This window comes from Hartmannibacter diazotrophicus (genome assembly GCF_900231165.1).
GTDB classification, from domain to species: domain Bacteria; phylum Pseudomonadota; class Alphaproteobacteria; order Rhizobiales; family Pleomorphomonadaceae; genus Hartmannibacter; species Hartmannibacter diazotrophicus.
The window spans coordinates 1,301,680-1,316,182 of the sequence record NZ_LT960614.1 but is presented as its reverse complement, the minus strand read 5'-3'; the positions used below and the strand labels follow the sequence as shown (position 1 = coordinate 1,316,182).

At 64.4% G+C, this 14,503-nt stretch carries 13 protein-coding genes and 1 tRNA gene; 10 read left to right on the top strand and 4 right to left on the bottom strand.

Going from position 1 to position 14,503, the window contains the following annotated elements; all coding sequences use genetic code 11:
- Window positions 1-113: 113 nt before the first annotated feature.
- Window positions 114-1,001, top strand: coding sequence for a sulfotransferase family protein (locus HDIA_RS06130; RefSeq protein WP_157775363.1), 888 nt, complete (start codon window positions 114-116; stop codon window positions 999-1,001).
- A 140-nt stretch (window positions 1,002-1,141) separates the two neighbouring features.
- Here the strand turns inward: HDIA_RS06130 and HDIA_RS06125 are convergent.
- Window positions 1,142-1,218: transfer RNA gene (locus HDIA_RS06125), tRNA-Pro, on the bottom strand.
- Between the two features lie 90 nt (window positions 1,219-1,308).
- A complete protein-coding gene (locus tag HDIA_RS06120) occupies window positions 1,309-2,127 on the bottom strand; it encodes a sterol desaturase family protein (protein ID WP_099555318.1) in 819 nt (272 codons plus the stop codon).
- A 150-nt stretch (window positions 2,128-2,277) separates the two neighbouring features.
- On the opposite strand from HDIA_RS06120, the gene HDIA_RS06115 reads away from it, so the two are divergent.
- Window positions 2,278-3,186 carry an MBL fold metallo-hydrolase gene (locus tag HDIA_RS06115; RefSeq protein WP_099558739.1) on the top strand — a complete coding sequence of 303 codons (909 nt, stop codon included), beginning with the start codon at window positions 2,278-2,280 and terminating at the stop codon, window positions 3,184-3,186.
- 15 nt (window positions 3,187-3,201) lie between these two features.
- Here the strand turns inward: HDIA_RS06115 and HDIA_RS06110 are convergent, their stop codons facing one another.
- Window positions 3,202-3,990, bottom strand: a complete 789-nt coding sequence (locus HDIA_RS06110) for a DUF1499 domain-containing protein (protein WP_099555316.1) — start codon at window positions 3,988-3,990, stop codon at window positions 3,202-3,204.
- Window positions 3,991-4,200: 210 nt separating this feature from the next.
- On the opposite strand from HDIA_RS06110, the gene HDIA_RS06105 reads away from it, so the two are divergent.
- The 3 genes from HDIA_RS06105 to HDIA_RS06090 all read left to right on the top strand — a co-directional run bounded on the left by HDIA_RS06105 (window position 4,201) and on the right by HDIA_RS06090 (window position 7,843).
- Entirely contained in the window at window positions 4,201-5,586 is a 1,386-nt protein-coding gene (locus HDIA_RS06105; protein WP_099555314.1) for an aminotransferase, read from the top strand.
- A gap of 525 nt (window positions 5,587-6,111) precedes the next feature.
- Complete coding sequence (locus HDIA_RS06095) at window positions 6,112-6,294, top strand: hypothetical protein (protein ID WP_157775361.1); 183 nt, start codon at window positions 6,112-6,114, stop codon at window positions 6,292-6,294.
- A gap of 583 nt (window positions 6,295-6,877) precedes the next feature.
- Window positions 6,878-7,843, top strand: coding sequence for a magnesium transporter CorA family protein (locus HDIA_RS06090; protein WP_099555308.1), 966 nt, complete (start codon window positions 6,878-6,880; stop codon window positions 7,841-7,843).
- Between the two features lie 6 nt (window positions 7,844-7,849).
- Here HDIA_RS06090 and pdxH read toward each other — a convergent pair whose 3' ends face one another.
- Window positions 7,850-8,476 (bottom strand): pyridoxamine 5'-phosphate oxidase, encoded by a 627-nt coding sequence (pdxH, locus tag HDIA_RS06085; RefSeq protein ID WP_099555306.1) that lies wholly within the window; start codon window positions 8,474-8,476, stop codon window positions 7,850-7,852.
- A gap of 395 nt (window positions 8,477-8,871) precedes the next feature.
- Between pdxH and HDIA_RS06080 the strand changes: the two genes are divergently transcribed.
- The 5 genes from HDIA_RS06080 to dxs all read left to right on the top strand — a co-directional run bounded on the left by HDIA_RS06080 (window position 8,872) and on the right by dxs (window position 14,470).
- Entirely contained in the window at window positions 8,872-9,864 is a 993-nt protein-coding gene (locus tag HDIA_RS06080) for a DnaJ C-terminal domain-containing protein (RefSeq protein WP_099555304.1), read from the top strand.
- 80 nt (window positions 9,865-9,944) lie between these two features.
- Window positions 9,945-10,940 carry an L-threonylcarbamoyladenylate synthase gene (locus tag HDIA_RS06075; RefSeq protein ID WP_099555302.1) on the top strand — a complete coding sequence of 332 codons (996 nt, stop codon included), beginning with the start codon at window positions 9,945-9,947 and terminating at the stop codon, window positions 10,938-10,940.
- 135 nt (window positions 10,941-11,075) lie between these two features.
- Window positions 11,076-12,002 carry a histone deacetylase family protein gene (locus tag HDIA_RS06070; RefSeq protein WP_099555300.1) on the top strand — a complete coding sequence of 309 codons (927 nt, stop codon included), beginning with the start codon at window positions 11,076-11,078 and terminating at the stop codon, window positions 12,000-12,002.
- 186 nt (window positions 12,003-12,188) lie between these two features.
- Complete coding sequence (locus tag HDIA_RS06065) at window positions 12,189-12,434, top strand: exodeoxyribonuclease VII small subunit (protein ID WP_099555298.1); 246 nt, start codon at window positions 12,189-12,191, stop codon at window positions 12,432-12,434.
- 116 nt (window positions 12,435-12,550) lie between these two features.
- Complete coding sequence (dxs, locus tag HDIA_RS06060; protein ID WP_099555296.1) at window positions 12,551-14,470, top strand: 1-deoxy-D-xylulose-5-phosphate synthase; 1,920 nt, start codon at window positions 12,551-12,553, stop codon at window positions 14,468-14,470.
- The last annotated feature ends 33 nt before the right edge of the window (window positions 14,471-14,503 follow it).

The window sequence follows — 14,503 nt, the reverse complement described above, 5'->3', positions numbered from 1 at the left end:
CACCTGATGTCGCTCGCAAGCGTGCTGGCATCCGGGCCCGAGCCATTGGGTGCCATCCGGAGAGTTCGGCCTCCATGGCCGCCGCCGAATCATTCTTGCAAGCAACGGTCTTCATGCAACAGAACGAATTGGACTTCCTCATCATCGGAGCCCAGGAGGGCGGCACGACGGCACTCCACGAAATTCTGGCGACGCATCCTCAAATACAGATGGCCATCGGCAAGGAGCGGACGTTCTTCGACAGGGACGACGGCGACTGGGATCAGTTCGCGGACGAGGTGTTCGAAAAGGACCGGCCGGCCGGCGTGCTGATCGGCAAGGCGACACCGCAGTATATCAGCGCACCGGGCGTTGCCCCGCGCATCCGCGCGATGTTTCCGGATGTGCGGCTCATCGCCATTCTGCGCAATCCGGTCGCCCGCACCTTCTCGCACTACCGCATGTGCGTCCGGCGCGGCATGCTGGACGACAATTTCGATGCGCATGTCGACCGCTGGCTGAATCGGGAAGAACTCATCCGCGCCAGGGAGTTGCCGCACGAGGACGCCAACGAGGCTGACTGCTGCGTCGTCTGGAGCGAGTACAGCCGGATGCTGGACCGCTATCTGGCGGTCTTCCCGAAGGAGTCGCTGCTGGTCGTGCTGACCGAGGATCTTGAAGGCCATCCTGACGAGACGATCAGCAAGATCATGACGCACCTCGGGCTCGACCCGGCCTGGAGAAGCGAGATCGCGCACCAGAAATTCCATGTCGGCGGCGACAAGAAGAAGGTCTCCCTGCCGCCGGTTCTCAAGGCCCTGCCGGGCGTCAAGACATCGCTGCGCTGGTTCTTCTCGCGCCTGCCGCCGAAGCTCGCCTACATGTACCAGATGTGGAACATCGTTCCGTCCAAGAGCGACGGGGCCGAGCAGTACCCGGAGGCCTTCCGGAAACTGCAGGCGCATTTCAGCAGCGAAGGCCGTGACCTGCAGGAGCGATTCGGCATCACGCCGAACTGGTGATGGTCGAACACCGGCGGTGGCCGTCGCACGGGCAAACCGGAGCGGCGGCGACCACATGACGCCGGCAATGCCGTTCATCGCCGCTCACGAGTGGTGGGCCGGCCGAGCCGCGCAGATCCACTTCAGATGAAGGAAAAAATTGGTCGGAGTGGAGTGATTCGAACACTCGACCCCCTCGTCCCGAACGAGGTGCGCTACCAGGCTGCGCTACACTCCGAACCGCTGGTGGCGGCCTTATAGCGGGTGCCTCCCATTGCCGCAAGAGACTTTTTGAGCCGATTTTAGATGATCGCAGCCTTTGCCGGCTTCAATCCCGATCCGCCTTCCCGCTGCTCCGTATCAGCCGCCGCCAGAAGGGCATGGCGAGGAGCGTGCCAAGACCCAGCTTTGCCTGATTTCGATAGGCCGGAAGTCCGATGGTCATGGCCTCGTGACCATCCTTCGGCTGGTCGATGAAGGTGCCGCACAGGCGGTCCCAGACGGAGAGAAAGAAACCGAAGTTCGAGTTGGTTTCACGCGGATAGACGGAATGGTGCACCCGGTGCATGTCGGGCGTGACCACGAACCAGCGCAGGACCCTGTCGATCCGTTCAGGGATCCGCACGTTTGCGTGGCTGAAGACGGCAGCGCCGTTCAGCGTCGCCTCGAAGATGACGACGGTCCAGGGCCCGATACCGAGGGCCGCGACCAGACCGATCTTCCACAGGAGCGAGACGAGGATTTCGATCGGGTGGAAGCGGGTTCCGGTGGTCAGGTCCACGTCGAGATCGGTGTGATGCACCTGATGCAGCCGCCAGAACACCGGCAGGGCATGGCTCAGCACATGCTGGAGGTAGATGGCGAAATCGAGAATCAGGAAGCCGAGAAGTCCCTCCAGCAGCGGCGGCCAGTCCAGAAGGTGAAACAGGCCCCAGCCGTGTTCCTCGGCGTAAATCGCCGTCACGTAGGCAGCCGCTCCCAATGTCAGACGCTGGATGACGACATCGAGCAGGAGAATCGACAGGTTCACCTTCCAGCGCGTCCAGCGGCTTTCGCGCGGCACGCGTTTCGGTAGGAACCACTCGATGAGCGCGACAACCGTGAAGATCCCCAGAAAGATCAGCAGCCGAAGGCTCGCTTCCTGCATCAGTTCTCCCCCTGCCCGGGCCAAGATGGGCGGCTCGGCGTTTTCCTTATCATTTCAGCCGGGCCAGTTGCGCCCAAATCACATTTGCCGGCGCTTCTGTCTCAGGCGGACGGTCTTGCCAATTCAAAGGCGCGGTGCAAGCGTGCCGCCATGACGACCCTTTCCTTCAACCGCGACTTCGATCCAAGGCATGGCGAGGCCGTGGAGATTGCCCCGGGTCTCCGGCGCATCACGGCCCCGAATGCCAGCCCCTTCACCTTCCGGGGCACGAACACCTATCTCGTCGGCACGTCGGAGCTTGCGGTCGTCGATCCGGGTCCGGAGGACGACGGTCATCTTGAGGCAATCCTCGCCGCCTGCGGCGGGCGACCGGTGAGCCACATCCTCGTCACCCACACACACCGCGACCACTCGCCGCTTGCCGCGCGGCTGAAGGAGAGGACCGGCGCGCTCACCGTCGGCGAAGGGCCGCACCGTCCCGCCCATCCGTTGCCGCCGGGCGAAAGCAACCCGATGGACGCCTCCGGCGACCGCGACTTTCATCCCGATCTCGTCGCCGGCGATGCCGATCTGATCGAAACCCCGGCCGGCCGCTTTCGCGTCGTCGCAACGCCCGGACACACGGAAAACCATCTCGCCTTTGCCCTTGAGGGCGGTGACGTTCTTTTTTCCGGCGACCATGTCATGGCCTGGTCGACCACGATCGTCGCACCGCCGGACGGATCGATGGCCAACTACATGGCCTCGCTCGACAGGCTGCTTGCCGCGCCCGAGACAACCTACCTGCCCGGCCACGGCGGTGAACTGCGTCAGGCCCATGACTTCGTGCGCGGGCTCATCGAACACCGGCGCGGCCGCGAGGTGGCCATCCTTGCGGCCATTACAATGGGCGCCCGGTCAACCGCCGACATCGTCTCCGCCGTTTATGTCGGGCTCGACCCGTCGCTCTTTGGCGCGGCAAGGCTGTCGGTGCTCGCCCATCTGGAGGATCTCGCCGCGCGCGGCCTTGTCGCAACCGAGGGGGCGGTCCGGCTGGAGGGACGTTTCGAGCCGCCGTAATCGTCCACCAGCGCGTCATTCATCGGCGGACTGGGCGAGCCTTGCATCCAGTGCCCGGTAAAAAAGCCGGATGCGCAGGCTGTCGAAGCCGAGGTCGTCGGAAAGCACGGGAAGCGCCGCCGTCAGGTCGATCCGCGCCTGTACGGTGGTGGCGTCGCCCTCATCGACCGGCTGAACCCGCACCGCGACCTCGCCCGGAAGCAGAAAGAGCTCTGTCGGCGCCGCCGCCGCGAAGCCGCCGCCCGTCTCCTCGTTGCCCGGCTCGTCCTCGGTCCGGATCGACCAGCCGAGATCGACGGCAGCCGATTTCGCGGCGGCATAGAGTTCCACCGAGGAGAGCGGATAACGCCGGCCCGCGACCGCGCCGAGAAACCCAAGGCCGGCGGGGTGGGACGTGCGCAGGACAACCGGACCTTCGCCGGCGATCACGGGAGGATCGGCCGCATCCGTCGTTTCGCCATTTGCCCGCGGCAGCAGCAGGAGCATCGCGAGGCCGAACAGGAACGGGACGAGGATGAAGAGCGCAAGGAGACTGGTCGCAAGCGCATGACCGAAGCCCCTGGCGCCCTCGCTCCAGATCTGGCCGTAAGTCGCGAACTGGATCGCCGCGGCGAGCAGCGTCGCCGCAAGGCCAACGGCAAGTGCAGTCAGCGCGGTCGGCACGTCGATAAGGCCGAACCGGCGGGCAAGTTCCGTCTCGAGCACCATGAGCAGCGCGAACAGGACGAGCCGGCGGGCGCTTTTCAGCCCTCTCGCGCGCCAGACGATCGGCGCCGACATCAGATGCTCGGCCCTGATCGGCACGTTTGCCCTCCCCCCTGCCGCCGGTCACGGACCGCCGCCACCTGCGAACCATCCGCCAAATCGCCAATGGCGACAAGACGTTTTCCCGTGCGACCCTGCCCAGCAGATTTTGCAACTGCCCAAACGGCTTCTCAGCGATTAAGGTCCGGTATCGACCCTTCCGGCCTCACCAGACACCAGACATCGATCCTTCGAGTGCGGAGAATTTCCATGCCCCTTACCAACGTTCAGGCTCGTGATCTCGACGCGGTCATCCACCCCTATACGCCGCTGCACAAGATCCGCGAGATCGGCCCGCTCGTGCTGGACCACGGCAAGGGCGTCTATGTCTACGACACGCAGGGCAAGGAATATATCGAGGGCATGTCGGGCCTCTGGTGCGCCGGTCTCGGTTTCGGCAACGAGGAACTTGTCGAGGCTGCGACGGAACAACTCAGGCGCCTGCCCTACTACCACCTCTTCGGCGGCAAGGGCATGGAGCCGGCGATCGAGCTCGCCGAGAAGCTGAAGGAAATCGCGCCCTGCGAGATCGATAAGGTGCTCTATTCCTCGTCCGGCTCGGAGGCCAACGACACCCAGATCAAGCTGATCTGGTACTACAACAATGCCATGGGCCGGCCTGAGAAGAAGAAGATCATCAGCCGCGTGAAGGCCTATCACGGCGTCACGGTGATGACCGCCTCGCTGACGGGCCTTCCCAACAACCACCGCGACTTCGACCTGCCGGTTGCGAACGTGCGCCACACCGACTGCCCGCAGTATTACCGCTTCTCGCAGCCCGGCGAGAGCGAGGAGGAGTTCGTCCAGCGGCTTGCCGGCAACCTTCGCACCCTGATCGAGACCGAGGGGCCGGAGACGATCGCCGCGATGATCGCCGAGCCGATCATGGGCGCCGGCGGCGTGGTGATCCCGCCGGAAAGCTATTTCCCGACCATCCAGCCAATCCTCGACGAACATGACATCCTGCTCATTGACGACGAGGTTATCTGCGGCTTCGGGCGGACCGGCAACTGGTTCGGCGCGACGACCATGGGCATGAAGCCGGCGACCGTTTCCGTCGCCAAGCAGATGACGGCCGCCTATGCGCCGCTGTCGGCTGTCATGCTGCCGAAGTTCATGGTCGAGGCGCTGGAGGCCCAGTCCGCCAAGATCGGCGTCTTCGGCCACGGCTTCACCTATGGCGGCCACCCGCTCGGCTGCGCCATCGGCGTCAAGACCATCGAGATCTACCAGCGGATGGATATCGTCGGCCGCGTGCGCTCGCTGGCGCCGCAGTTCGAAAAGCGCATGATGGCGCTCGCCGATCATCCGCTTGTCGGCAACGTTCGCTGTAAGGGCCTCGTCGGCGGCATCGAACTCGTGGCCGACAAGGCGACGAAGCGGTCGTTCGAGGCTGCGCAGGGTGTCGGCGCCAAGGTCGCCCGCCTCGGCGAGGGCCATGGCCTCATCCTGCGCGCCATCGGCGACACGCTGGCCGTCTGCCCGCCGATGATCATTTCGGAGGCCGAACTCGACGAGCTCTTCGACCGCACGATCAAGGCACTCGACGACGGCGAGGCGGTGGTGTCCCGCGAGGGGCTCAGAACCGCAACCTGAGGTCCGGCGCCGGGTATCCTTACCGGCAAGGCCCCTCCGGCTTCGACCGGCCTGGCCGGGTGACTTCGAATCGATCCGAATCACCCGGCGACCATCCGAAGGCCCAAACAACCGTCAGCACACTGACAGGATTGATGAATCCGGCCGCGTCGGCGTCCCCGGACCGGATGCGGCTGGAGTCGTCAATGAAGAGGTCCGAGCCTTCCGAGTGCAACATTTCGTCACATTACTTGATGGAAATTAACCATTTCAGAGCGCAAACCCGATGTTTAAGGAAAAAATCGACATCGACTTTGTTTGGTATGCCAGTTTTTGGTGCTGTTCTGTAACAGTCGAAAATATTATGTGATTCCGATGGTCGATTTTGACTTTGATGTCGCATGGAAAAGCGCTGTGAGTCCTAATAAAGTCAAAATTGCCCCATGTAGTTTGGGGTGATCGCATCCAGTCGGGTGTGGTCGCGAAGAACTGGCGTCGAAAGTCGACTCCAGCAACGCAACAGCTTTTATGAAAGTGAATTCGGTCATGTCTCCCGCGGACAACCAGGAACATCCGCAGCAACAGCAGCAATCGCAGCACGACCTTTGTGAGCAGTATCGCTCCATCGGAATCAAGGCAGTGAACTCGGCGGCCATGATGACCAAGGCGACGAAGCCGAAGTCGAAGGCAATGACCGCCGACCAGTTCGCAGATCGCGACGACGGCTGATATTGGCTGGGGCCCACTCGGGGCAATAGCGCCCGGCGCATTTGGCCGGCGTGATGAAGGGGCACATTCAATCTAACGGGTCACTCCTGCCGCGACCGTGAGGGTCGTTTTGGCAAAGGTGGGCTTTTGCCCTGCCGCCGGATGAACAGCCCGTTTCGTGCCGGGTCTTCATGGAACGTTTCCGGCGGAGCCAAGCTTCGCCGAACGGGGTGTCCGGCGGCGTCGCCGCCGGATCGCGATGAGACCTTGCGGTTTCGATCCGCCCCGACATTGCACCCCGCACTTCCATGCCCACTGACACGGTTCGGCGGATCATCTCGCCGGGCCCGATGATCGTGACGGTTCATGCCGGTCGGAGCGACCGTCGCGTGTGGCCGGTTTCACGACCTCCGTGCGCGCCTCCCTCCGAGGGGCGTCCGGTTCCTCCCCCCTGCAATGCCCTTCGCGTTTCCCTTCTTCCGCCCCAGGACCATGGCGCTCATCCGGTGCCTTGCCGACATCCGGATCAGGTGGTGGGTTGTCTTCCGGCACAAAGTGGTCTCAATGGCGTTTAGGCCTCAAGACCCCCTCGCCGGAGCCCTCCATGATCGATCTCTTCCGCCCCGGAAACGGCCACCTTCTGCGAGAGCCCGACTGCGGCAACGACCGGCTTCACGACGACATCGTCTGGATCGATCTTTCAAATCCAACCCGTGAGGAGGATGCGGCCGTTTCGCGCTTCATCGGCGCCGACCTCATCACCCGCGAGGAAATGGAGGAGATCGAGCCTTCGAGCCGCCTCTCCATCGAGGATGGCGTGCTCTATCTCACGGCCCTTTTGCTCTGCCGGTCGGAGTCCTCCTCCCCCGACACGACGGAAGTCACCTTCATCCTGACGCCCCGGCATCTCGTCACGGTTCGCTACGACGAACCGGGAACGATGCCGATGGCCCGCTCGCGCGTCGGCAAGCCGGGGGCCGGCGTCACGACGGCCGGGGGCGCGCTGATCTTCCTTCTGGATGTCGCGATCGACCGGATCGCCGACGTTCTGGAGCGGACCGGCGCCCGGATCGAAAAACTTGCCCGCCGCATCTTCGAAAGTGGCGTGGCCGGGCGTGCGCATCAGGATATCCTCAGCCAGATCGGCCGGGAGGGCATGCGCATCGGCCATATCCAGGAAAGCCTCACCAGCCTGTCGCGGATGCTGCTGTTCCTGCTCGAGAAGGCCGACTCCCTCAGCTTTCCCAAGACAGACAAGGCGCGGCTGAAGACGCTGGCGCGCGATGCGCAGGCACTGGCGGAACACGCACGGGGCCTCGAAGACCGCGTGACCTTCCTGCTCGACGCGACACTAGGATTCGTCAGCATCGAGCAGAACGCGACGATCAAGATCTTTTCCGTTCTTGCCGTCGTCTTCATGCCACCGACACTGATCGCGTCGATCTACGGCATGAATTTCCGCCTCATGCCCGAACTCGACTGGGCCTACGGCTATCCGATGGCCCTCGGCCTCATGCTGCTGTCGGCCGTCGGCACCTTCGTGCTGTTTCGATGGCGGAAATGGCTCTGATGCCCCTCACGGATAGAGCCGGGTCTTCGACCATGGCTCGCCTTCGGCATCCCGTGCAAAGACGATGCGGTCATGCAGGCGGAAGAGGCCGTTCTGCCAGAACTCGAAAGAGACAGGCCGCACGCGAAACCCCGACCACCATTCGGGACGGGGCACCTCGCTGACGCCGAATTTCAGCGTGAACTCGGCGACCGCCTTTTCCAGAGCGAAGCGGCTTTCCAGCGGCTTCGACTGCTTCGACGCCCAGGCGCCGATGCGGCTCCCCCTATGGCGCGAGGCAAAATAGGCGTCGGCCTCGGCATCGCTCACCACCTCGACCGGACCGCGAATGCGAACCTGGCGGCGCAGCGACTTCCAGTGAAAGAGCAGCGCGGCCTTGGGGTTGGCCAGGATTTCCTGGCCCTTCTGGCTGCCGAAGTTGGTGTAGAAGACAAAGCCGTCCTTGTCGAAGTCCTTGAGCAGCACCATGCGCACGTGCGGCAGGCCGTCGGCATCGACAGTCGCCACCGCCATGGCATTGGGATCGTTCGGCTCGCTTGCCTCGGCCTCCTTCAGCCAGCTGCCGAACAGGCGCAGGGGCTCGTCAGCCTTGGTGAAATCATCCTCGGGAAGCGGCTTGCCGGCTTCGTCCATCTCAGGCCTTCCATTCGTCTGGCATTTTCGGATCAAGCAAAGGTCACGCGGCTCTTTATACGCGGCGCCAGCATTGATATAGAGCCCGTCACATCAATTGGGAACGGCGAAGGCATTCGGGTGTACACTGGAGCGGCGTGCGGTCATGTGGATTCAAATACGCGCCATTCACGCCGCTCGAGGCTGATGACTTTGGAGCATGACGGTCTCGTTCAAGCGCACCCGCTCGAACGCGTCATGCGTCAGGCGGGGCGGAGAATTTCTGCCTTGCCGGCAAAGGTGGCAGGTCTGGATTTTATTCCTATGACTTCCCATATGCCAGTCAACACACTGACTTGCGGCCACGTGGCCGACAAGGCAAGCTTTCCCGATATCTGGTTTTCGAAGGGGTGAAGATGCGCGATCCCTATGACGTCCTCGGCGTTTCGCGCTCGGCGAACGAGGGCGAAATCAAGAAGGCGTTCCGAAAGCTGGCAAAGGCTTATCATCCGGATGCCAACGCCAACGACCCGAAGGCGCAGGAACTGTTTTCAGAGATCAATTCGGCCTACGAGATTCTCGGCGAGCCGGAAAAACGCAAGAAGTTCGACGCCGGCGAAATCGGCCCGGACGGCAAGCCGCGCTTTACCGGCTTCGAGGGTTTCACCGGTGCAGGCGGCGCCGGGCGACGCGCCGGTGGCGGCGGCTTCGGCGGGCGCAACACGGAGGATATCCTCAACGATATCTTCGGCGATGCCTTTTCCGGGTTTGGCCGCGGCGGACGCGGCGCGGGGCGGGCGTCAAGCAGCCGTTTCGGCGGCGCTGGCGGCGGAGCGTCCTTCGAAGATGTCTTCACTCAGACGGGTGCCGGCGCGACAACGGCAAAGGGAAGCGACACGGTGACCACGGCCAAGGTGAAGCTGGAAGACATCGTCGGGTCCGGCAAGGTTCGCGTGACGCTGCCCTCGGGCAAGACGCTCGACGTCAAGATTCCGCCGGGCTTCGAGCCCGGACAGCCGATCCGGCTCAAGGGCCAGGGTGCGCAGGGCACCGTCGCGGGCGATGCGATCGTCGTTCTCGTCTACGACATCCACCCCCTCTTCCGCCCCGAAGGACACAACCTGAAGCTCGACCTGCCGCTCAGCCTCGACGAGGCGGTCCTTGGCGGCAAGGTGCGCGTGCCGACGCTGGAGGGCTCGGTCGAACTGACGATCCCGCCCGGCACGACCGGCGGAAAGTCCCTGCGCGTGCGCGCCAGGGGCCTGCCGACCCGCGAGGGCGGACGCGGCGACCTGATCGTCACGCCGCGCATCGTCCTGCCAGACGGCACCGACGGCGGTCTGGAGCAGCTCATGACCCGCTGGCGGGAGATGAAACCCTACACCCCGCGCGGGCCGGAGTTCGGCTGAGAGGTCGGCGGCGGACGGCTCTGATCCGCCGCCGCCCCCCCCTGCCGCAAAGATCCGCCGTTCGCCAGGATTGCGCGCCCGTGTCCTCTTCGCCGAAAACAACACTGCTGATCGATGCCGAAGACGTTGGTTCCGTCGAGCGCGTCGCGGCGTTGCTGAAGGCCGGCGAGGTCGCCGCCTTTCCGACCGAGACGGTCTACGGTCTTGGAGCCAATGCACGCGATGGCAAGGCGGTGGCGCGAATCTACGAGGCCAAGGGCCGGCCGTCCTTCAATCCGCTGATCGTCCATGTCGCCTCGCTTGAGGCCGCCGAGGAGATCGCGACATTCGATCCCCTGTCGCGCCGGTTCGCCGAGGCCTTCTGGCCGGGAGCGCTGACGCTTGTCCTCCCCCTCAAGGACACCGCCGGCATTTCTAGCCTTGTCACCGCCGGGCTCGACACCATTGCGTTGCGCGTGCCGGCGCATCCCCTCGCCCGCCGTCTGATCGAGACCTCCGGCCTTGCCATCGCGGCTCCGAGCGCTAACCGGTCCGGCCGCGTCAGCCCGACGACGGCCGCCCATGTGATGGCCGATCTCGACGGCCGCATCGCCGCGGTCCTCGACGGCGGCTCCACGCGAATCGGTGTTGAAAGCACCATCGTCGCCGTGACTGGCGATGACGTCCGGCTGCTGCGCCATGGCGGCGTGTCGCGCGGAGACCTGGAGGCCATCGCCGGCCGGCCGATCATCGCCGATCAACCGGTCGTCGACGATGCGGCGCCGATCTCGCCTGGCCTTCTCACCTCGCATTACGCGCCAAAGGCACGGGTCCGGCTCAACGCCGACGACGTTCGCGCCGATGAGGCCTATCTCGGTTTCGGACCGGTTGCCAGCGAGATCGGCAGCCAGGCGGCCGCGTTCGAATCCCTGAGCGAGCGCGGCGATCCGGCCGAGGCGGCAGCCAACCTCTTTGCCGCGCTGCGGCGGCTCGACCGGCCCGGCATCGCAGCCATTGCCGTGGCGCCGATTCCACAGGAAGGTCTCGGCGAGGCGATCAACGATCGTCTTGCCCGCGCGGCAGCGCCAAGGTCATGAGCGTTGCTCTCGGAGCCGATCCGTCCACGGGATGAAAGCTGTTGTACTGAGAAGTGCGATTGACAGGGCACGGGTCCGTCCCGACATTGGCATAATCAAAAACTCAGAACGATAAAGCGGCATGGGAGCGGGATCTTGCGCACACTCTACCTCCACCACTCGGCCTTTCTCGACCATCAGACGCCGGCGGGCCACCCCGAGCGGCCGGATCGCATGCGCGCGGTCGAGCAGGCGATGGAGGCGGAGGAGTTCCAGCATCTGATCCGCGAACAGTCGCCGATGGCCGAGGTCGCGCAGATCGAGCGTGCCCATCCGGATGCCTATGTCGAGGCGATACGCGAGGCGGTTCCCTCCGAGGGTCTCGTCGGCATCGATGGCGACACCGTGCTGTCCAAGGGAAGCTGGGAGGCCGGCATGCGCGCCTCTGGCGCCGCCTGTCATGCGATCGACGAGGTGATGGCCGGTAAGGTCGACAACGCCTTCTGCGCCCACCGCCCGCCGGGACACCATGCGGAAGTGGCGACCGCCATGGGCTTCTGCTTCTTCAACCACGTTGCCGTCGCCGCCCGCCACGCCCAGGCGGTCCACGGCCTCGAACGCGTCGCCATCGTCGATTTCGACGTCCACCACGGCAATGGCACCCAGGATATCTTCTGGTCCGACCCGAACGTGCTTTATGCCTCGACGCATCAGATGCCGCTGTTCCCGGGCACCGGCGCGGCGCGCGAGCGCGGCGTCGGCAACATCTTCAACGCGCCGCTCTCGCCGGGCGACGGGTCGGACGCCTTCCGCGAGGCGATGGAAACGGTGATCCTGCCGTCCATCGACAATTTCCGGCCGGACATCATCCTTATTTCCGCCGGTTTCGACGCCCATCACCGCGATCCGCTGGCGAGCCTGCAACTCGTCGAACAGGATTATGGGTGGATCACCCGGAAGCTGATGGAAAAGGCCGACGGCTACGCCAAGGGCCGGCTCGTTTCCATGCTCGAAGGAGGCTATGACCTCACGGGGTTGTCAAAATCTGTGACTCATCACGTGAGAGCTCTCATGGGAGAATAGGCCTGCTCGATCCGCGAGGCGGCGATCGGAAGCCGGCAGCGGCGGCGGAGCGACGTTCACCATGGGCTGCAATTCCCCGTCGTCTTTCCGACGTTGCGGGGTTGCCCTGCCGGCCCTTTGGCGTCACTTCTAGGTCAGGTGACCCTAGGTAAAAATCGGGATGACCTTGCCTGAGGATGTGTTGACTTGGCCAATGACAATGATATTGCCGCGCTCCCCTTCGAAGCGGCCCTGAAGGAACTCGAAGGTATTGTGAGCCGCCTGGAACAGGGCAGCGTCGCCCTTGAAGAATCCATCACGATCTACGAGCGCGGCGATGCACTGCGCACCCACTGCGACAAGCTCTTGAAGGCCGCCGAGGCCAAGGTCGAGAAAATCCGCATCGGACAGGATGGTTCCGCAGAGGGTGTGGAACCTCTTGACGTCGAATGACATTGCCTGATTGAAGCAAGTCGAAGCATCCTGTATCGCATTTGTTTCAGGACTTCATCAGCCCCGAAGCCGGACGACTTGGGCGGCAAGGACAGACAGGACGACTGCAGGACAGAATGCGCCCCCAAACGCCCCTTCTCGACACGATTGCTTCGCCGGCGGACCTGAAGTCCCTCAGCGATACCGAGCTGGTCCAGCTTGCCCATGAATTGCGCAAGGAGACCATTGACGCCGTGTCTGTGACGGGCGGACATCTCGGCGCCGGGCTCGGTGTGGTCGAACTCACGGTCGCGCTCCACGCGGTCTTCGATACGCCGCACGACCGGCTGATCTGGGATGTCGGCCATCAGGCCTATCCGCACAAGATTCTCACCGGCCGGCGGGAGCGCATCCGCACGCTTCGCCAGCCGGGCGGCCTTTCCGGCTTTACCAAGCGCGCCGAGAGCGAATACGACGCCTTCGGCACGGGCCATTCGTCGACGTCGATTTCGGCCGGCCTCGGCATGGCGGTCGCGCGGGATCTTTCCCGAGAGAAGCGCAACGTCGTCTGCGTCATCGGCGACGGAGCCATGAGCGCCGGCATGGTCTACGAGGCCATGAACAACGCCGGCGCCATGGACAGCCGCCTGATCGTCGTCCTCAACGACAACGACATGTCGATCGCCCCGCCGACGGGCGCGATGAGCGCCTATCTGGCAAGGCTGGTTTCGGGACGCACCTACCGGACCCTGCGCGAGACCGCCAAGCAGCTCGCCTTCCGCCTGCCCCGCTTCTGGAAGGACAAGGCCGCGCGGGCGGAGGAGTTCGCGCGCGGTTTCTGGACCGGAGGCACGCTGTTCGAGGAGCTCGGCTTCTTCTACGTCGGCCCGATCGACGGCCATAACCTGGAGCACATGCTGCCCGTCCTGCGCAATGTGCGCGACGACGGTGAGGGACCGATCCTCGTCCACGTCGTGACCCAGAAGGGCAAGGGCTATGCGCCGGCGGAAGCCTCCGACGACAAGTATCACGGCGTCGCCCGGTTCGACGTGGTGACCGGCGAGCAGTCCAAGCCGAAATCCAACGCCCCCTCCTACACCTCGGTCTTCGCCAAGGCGCTCGTCCGCGAGGCCGAGATCGACGAAAAGGTGGTCGCCATCACCGCCGCGATGCCGGACGGCACCGGGCTCGATCTTTTCGCGCAGGCCTTTCCCCGGCGCTGCTTCGACGTCGGCATTGCCGAACAGCATGCGGTGACCTTCGCCGCCGGGCTCGCCGCCGAAGGCTACCGGCCCTTCTGCGCCCTCTATTCCACCTTTTTGCAGCGCGGTTACGACCAGGTCGTCCACGACGTCGCGATCCAGAACCTGCCCGTGCGCTTCCCGATCGACCGGGCCGGGCTCGTCGGCGCCGACGGACCGACGCACGCGGGCGCCTTCGACATCGCCTATCTCGCCTGCCTGCCGAACATGGTGGTGATGGCCGCAAGCGACGAGGCCGAACTTGTCCACATGGTGGCGACGGCCACCGCCCATGATGCCGGCCCGATCGCCTTCCGCTATCCGCGCGGCGAAGGTGTCGGCGTTGAGCTGCCCGAGAAGGGCGAGGTTCTGGAGATCGGCAAGGGCCGCATCTTGCGCGAAGGCAGCCGCGTCGCGATCCTGTCGCTGGGGACGCGCCTTGCCGAATCCCTGAAAGCCGCCGAGGAACTGGAGACCTTCGGTCTTTCGACCACGGTGGCGGACGCGCGCTTCGCCAAGCCGCTCGACCGCGACCTCGTCATCCGCCTCGCGTCCAGCCACGACGTGCTGATCACCATCGAGGAAGGCTCGATCGGCGGCTTCGGCAGCCATGTGCTGGGGTTGCTCGCCGAAGAAGGCCTGCTCGACCGCGGCCTCAAGATCCGCACCCTGCACCTGCCGGACCTCTATCTGGACCACGGCAAGCCGGACGCGCTCTATGCGGCCGCAGGCCTCGACGCCGAAGGCATCGTGAAGGCCGTCTTCTCGTCGCTCGGCTCGGAAGTTCCGGTCGTCCCCGTGAAGGCAGGCGAGTAACAGCCGGGACGATTTGCGTCGTTCCCGGCATCA

What these genes read in the sequence shown, in the direction of transcription:
- HDIA_RS06095 (WP_157775361.1), top strand. Translation starts at nt 6,112, where the DNA reads ATGTCTCCCGCGGACAACCAGGAACATCCGCAGCAACAGCAGCAATCG.
- HDIA_RS06130 (WP_157775363.1), top strand. Translation starts at nt 114, where the DNA reads ATGCAACAGAACGAATTGGACTTCCTCATCATCGGAGCCCAGGAGGGC.
- HDIA_RS06080 (WP_099555304.1), top strand. Translation starts at nt 8,872, where the DNA reads ATGCGCGATCCCTATGACGTCCTCGGCGTTTCGCGCTCGGCGAACGAG.
- pdxH (WP_099555306.1), bottom strand. Translation starts at nt 8,476, where the DNA reads ATGGACGAAGCCGGCAAGCCGCTTCCCGAGGATGATTTCACCAAGGCT.
- HDIA_RS06115 (WP_099558739.1), top strand. Translation starts at nt 2,278, where the DNA reads ATGACGACCCTTTCCTTCAACCGCGACTTCGATCCAAGGCATGGCGAG.
- HDIA_RS06090 (WP_099555308.1), top strand. Translation starts at nt 6,878, where the DNA reads ATGATCGATCTCTTCCGCCCCGGAAACGGCCACCTTCTGCGAGAGCCC.
- HDIA_RS06105 (WP_099555314.1), top strand. Translation starts at nt 4,201, where the DNA reads ATGCCCCTTACCAACGTTCAGGCTCGTGATCTCGACGCGGTCATCCAC.
- HDIA_RS06120 (WP_099555318.1), bottom strand. Translation starts at nt 2,127, where the DNA reads ATGCAGGAAGCGAGCCTTCGGCTGCTGATCTTTCTGGGGATCTTCACG.
- dxs (WP_099555296.1), top strand. Translation starts at nt 12,551, where the DNA reads ATGCGCCCCCAAACGCCCCTTCTCGACACGATTGCTTCGCCGGCGGAC.